The sequence below is a fragment of the Dankookia rubra genome (assembly GCF_004355005.1).
In the GTDB taxonomy this organism is placed as follows: domain Bacteria; phylum Pseudomonadota; class Alphaproteobacteria; order Acetobacterales; family Acetobacteraceae; genus Paracraurococcus; species Paracraurococcus ruber_A.
The window spans coordinates 1-4255 of sequence record NZ_SMSJ01000191.1; the positions used below are offsets into that span (position 1 = coordinate 1).

Sequence of the window (4255 nt, forward strand, 5' to 3'; positions counted from 1 at the left end):
CATCCCGTCAGCCGTGTCGCCGAGCTTCTGCCATGGAACCTGCCAAGCGACGCAGACGCCGCGGCAACCTGACGGTCGATCGCCGCGTCACCGGACGCTTACGCCGCGGCGGCATTGGCGGCTCGAGGACAAGCTGCGCATTGTCGCCGAGGCCGCGAGCCCGGGCGCCTGCTTCGCGGAGGTGGCGCGCCGGCATGAGGTGAGCCGCAGCGTGCTGTGGGCCTGGCGCAAGCAGGTGCGCTCCGGTGCCCTGGTAGCGGAACCACCGCCCGTCTTCCTGCCAGTGCAGGTGGTGCCGGAGCCCGCGCACATGGCCTCGCCGCCAGCGCTGCTGGCCACGCCGGCACCGGCCGAGCCGGAGCTCTGCCGGCCAGCGCAGCAGATTGAAGTCGTGCTGCCCGATGGCACCGCGCTGCGGGTGCCGAAGAACGTAGCCAGCACGGCGCTGCGCCGCGTACTGGCGGCATTGCGCGGATGATCCCGGTCCCTTCGGGTGTGCGGGTCTGGCTGGCGGTGGGCCATACTGACATGCGGCGCGGCATGAACGGCTTGGCGCTGCAGGTGCAGCAGGCGCTGGGGCGCGACCCGCATGCCGGGGATCTATACGTCTTCCGCGGCAAGGCCGGGTCGCTGATCAAGATCGTCTGGCATGACGGCATTGGCATGTCGCTTTACGCCAAGCGGCTGGAGCGTGGGCGTTTCATCTGGCCCTCGCCGGCGGATGGTTGCGTGGCCATTTCCGGCGCGCAGCTGGCCTACATGCTGGACGGCATCGACTGGCGGAACCCGCAGCGCACCTGGCGACCCGAGGTAGCGGGATAGCGCTGGCGCGGCACGCATTTTTCCGGTGCCAACGGCGGCGAGGCGTGATTCCATCGTCGCCGTGTCCAACGCCGCCACCACCCCGCCGGAAGATGTCGCCGCGCTCCAGGCCGCGCTGCAGGCGGCAACTACGCGGGCGTTGCAGGTCGAGGCGGAACTGGCCAATGCTAGGGCACGCGCCGCCGACGACCAAGCGCTAATCGCGCACCAGCAACTGCAGATCGCCAAGCTGCAGCACCAGCTCTACGGCCAGCGTTCCGAGCGCGCGGTGCAACTGCTCGACCAGTTGGCCCTGGGGTTCGACGAACTGGCGAGTTCGGCGACCGAGGACGAGATCGCCGCCGAACAGGCCGCGGCGCGCACCACCCAGGTCGCACCGTTCACCCGCCGGCGACCGGCGCGCCAGCCCTTTCCCGAGCATCTGCCGCGCGAACGCGTGGTCGAGCCGGCGCCCACCGCTTGCCTGTGCTGCGGCAGCGCCCGGCTGCGCAAGCTGGGCGAGGACATCACCGAAACCCTGGAGGTGATCCCACGCAGTTGGAAGGTGATCCAGCACGTGCGCGAGAAGTTCTCTTGCCGTGCCTGCGAGAAGGTCAGCCAGGCGCCAGCGCCATTCCACGTGACGCCGCGCGGCTGGGCCGGCCCCAGCCTGCTGGCGATGGTCATGTTCGAGAAGTTCGGCCAGCACCAGCCACTGAACCGCCAGGCCGAGCGCTATGCCCGGGAGGGCGTGCCGCTCAGCCTCTCGACCCTGGCCGACCAGGTGGGTGCCTGCTGCGCGGCACTGGCGCCGCTGTCGCGCTGCCTCGATGCCCATGTGCTGGCGGCCGAGCGGCTGCACGGCGACGACACCACCGTGCCGGTACTGGCCAGCGGCAAGACCGATGTCGGGCGATGTTGGGTCTATGTCCGTGACGACCGGCCATTCGGCGGCACAGCCGCCCCGGCGGCGACGTTCCGCTACTCGCGCGACCGCGGCGGGGTGCATCCGCAGGAGCATCTGGCCAGCTATGCCGGGTTGCTCCAGGCCGATGCCTACAGCGGCTACGGCAAGCTCTACGACACCGCCCGCCAGCCTGGGCCGATCCTGGAGGCGGCCTGCTGGGTGCATGCGCGACGGCCGTTCTTTGTCCTGGCGGACGTGACGCAGAACGCGCACCGCGTGGCCGAGGGCAAGAGCGCCGGGGTCATCTCGCCGATTGCACTGGAGGCAGTGCGGCGCATCGACGCACTGTTCGAGATCGAGCGCGGCATCAATCGCCATAGCGCCGAACAGCGGCGTGCCGTGCGCCAAGCCGTCAGCGCACCGCTGGTCGTCGAGTTCGAGGCATGGATGCGCGAGCAGCGTGCCAGGCTGTCCCGCACGCACGACTTGGCGCGCGCGATGGACTACATGCTGAAGCGCTGGCCGGCGTTTACCCGGTTCCTCGACGATGGCCGCGTCTGCCTCTCGAACAATGCCGCCGAACGCGCCCTGCGCGGCATCGCGCTGGGCAGGAAATCATGGCTGTTCGCGGGCTCCGACCGCGGCGGCCAGCGCGCCGCGGCGATGTATTCGCTGATCGTCACCGCCAAGCTGAACGACGCCGACCCGCAAGCCTGGTTGGCCGATGTGCTTGGCCGGATCGCCACGCATCCGGCCAGCAGGGTTGTCGAACTGCTGCCCTGGAACTGGCAGGCCTCGCGGCAGCCGAACAGCAAGGCCGCCTGACCCATGCCTGCCATCTCGGCCGTATTCACCATCGACCACGTCGCCGCGCTGCTGGGCGAGGACGAGGAATGGCTGCATGACCTCTCCATCGGCATGTTCCCCGAGGATGGTCGCCTGTACGTCTACGGCCTCGGCGACGACGGCGTCACTGCTTTCACCCAGGACGGCATCGAAAACCTGAAGCAGATCATCGACGACGAACGCGAGGCGGGGCGGGCTCCGCCGAAGCCGGGAACTGCTCCGTAGCCAGACAGGGTGCGGGGTTCACCGGATGCTTACGATGCTTACGGAGGGGACGTGGTCTCTACTGCGCTCCTGGCTCCGCCCGCACCGGGGCATCTCACAAGAGAAGCTGCCGCTGTATCTCGGCTTCTTCGAGTTCGTGCACAACGCTCGGCGCCGCGGCAAAGCCCTCCTCAGCGCCCTCGTCGCCGCTCTGGCCGTGTGATGGGCCCCACCACCCCGGATCCCGACAAGAGTCTTTGGCTTTTAAACCTCGGCCATCACCCTCATTGTTATCCGCAGCCCTGCCTCGAGAGTGGTTGTCGCTTGCACTCCCAGCATCGCCGTCGCACTCATTGGGCTGCCGAGCGAGGCGCGAATGTCACCCGCCCGCGCTTGGCCAAAGGCTATCGCCAACGGCCGCCCGTCCAGCCGCGCTAGGGTCTGCGCCAGCTCGGCAATCGAGGTTGCCCGGCCGGTGCAAACGTTCAGCACCTCAGCCCGCGGGGTCGCGCTTAGCACCTCCATACCAGCTATCAAATGGCGCACTACATCGTCCACATAGACGAAGTCCCGGGTCTGCCGGCCATCACCATGCAGGGTCAGTGGTAAGCCCTTGGCAATGCGCGCAGCAAAGATGGAGATCACGCCTGAGTAAGGCGAGGCAGGATCCTGCCTTGGGCCGAAGACGTTAAAGAAGCGGAAGCCCATTGAGGGGACGCCATGCACCCCGAAGCCGACCTTCGCATGTAACTCGGAACCGAGCTTATCGGCGCCATAAGCAGTACTCGGGGCGGGAATTACGTTCTCTGTAATCCTACCCTCACCTTGGTCACCGTAAATCGCCGCTGATGAAGCATAAACGACTGGGATGCGGCCAGCCTGCCGCGCAGCGTCAAGTACGGTGACGGTACCGGTCAGGTTGGTGCGGTGGGTGCCGATCCAGTCCTCATTCGACCGTGCGACGCTGGCGATCGCGGCCAGGTGGAAGACACCCACGGCACCATCCAGCGCGCGCCGCATGAGTGTCGCATCGGCGACGTCACCAAGCATCAACTCGACTCGCGAATCGAGGTTTTCGCAGCGGCCGCTGGAGAGGTCGTCTACCACGCGCACTATATGTCCATGCGCCAGCAGCGCGTCAGTCAGATGGGACCCGATGAAGCCGGCGCCACCAGTGACGACGTAAAGGGACATGGGTTAAGCTCCGTGCCAAAATATAACTATGTAGTAGCGATCGATCTAGTCGAGATCGCGTTGCGCGGTGGAACATGGTTGCTTTGCACAAGGGCTCGCGCCATGCATCAGGACCGGCATCAAGCGATCTCATCAGATCGTGTTTGGCTGCGGTCGCGAAGTGCAACGCGCCTGCCTAGGAACGCCTCTTGGGCTACTCCACCGTCACGCTTTTCGCCAGGTTGCGCGGCTGGTCCACGTCGGTGCCCTTCAGCACCGCGACGTGGTAGGCCAGCAGCTGCACCGCGATGGCATGGAGGATGG

5 protein-coding genes are annotated in these 4255 nt (G+C 67.0%); 4 read left to right on the forward strand and 1 reads right to left on the reverse strand.

The window, feature by feature from the left end; translation table 11 throughout:
• The 4 genes from tnpA to E2C06_RS35525 all read left to right on the forward strand — a co-directional run.
• Window positions 1-478, forward strand: a 478-nt coding sequence (gene tnpA, locus E2C06_RS35510; RefSeq protein ID WP_133293249.1) for an IS66-like element accessory protein TnpA, incomplete at its 5' end; no start/stop codon positions are given.
• The gene (tnpB, locus tag E2C06_RS35515) at window positions 475-822 is read left to right on the forward strand and encodes an IS66 family insertion sequence element accessory protein TnpB (RefSeq protein WP_133293250.1); all 348 of its coding nucleotides are present in this window, start codon (window positions 475-477) and stop codon (window positions 820-822) included. The genes tnpA and tnpB, both read left to right, overlap by 4 nt.
• A gap of 61 nt (window positions 823-883) precedes the next feature.
• Complete coding sequence (gene tnpC, locus E2C06_RS35520; RefSeq protein WP_133293251.1) at window positions 884-2533, forward strand: IS66 family transposase; 1650 nt, start codon at window positions 884-886, stop codon at window positions 2531-2533.
• Between the two features lie 3 nt (window positions 2534-2536).
• On the forward strand, window positions 2537-2779 hold the full coding sequence (locus tag E2C06_RS35525) for a hypothetical protein (RefSeq protein ID WP_133293252.1): 243 nt from the start codon (window positions 2537-2539) through the stop codon (window positions 2777-2779).
• A gap of 243 nt (window positions 2780-3022) precedes the next feature.
• On the opposite strand, the gene E2C06_RS35535 is transcribed toward E2C06_RS35525, so the two are convergent.
• Entirely contained in the window at window positions 3023-3952 is a 930-nt protein-coding gene (locus tag E2C06_RS35535) for an NAD-dependent epimerase/dehydratase family protein (RefSeq protein WP_133293253.1), read from the reverse strand.
• Between the last annotated feature and the right edge of the window lie 303 nt (window positions 3953-4255).

Coding starts and splice junctions, on each gene's coding strand:
- tnpB (WP_133293250.1), top strand. CDS start 475: ATGATCCCGGTCCCTTCGGGTGTGCGGGTCTGGCTGGCGGTGGGCCAT.
- E2C06_RS35525 (WP_133293252.1), top strand. CDS start 2,537: ATGCCTGCCATCTCGGCCGTATTCACCATCGACCACGTCGCCGCGCTG.
- E2C06_RS35535 (WP_133293253.1), bottom strand. CDS start 3,952: ATGTCCCTTTACGTCGTCACTGGTGGCGCCGGCTTCATCGGGTCCCAT.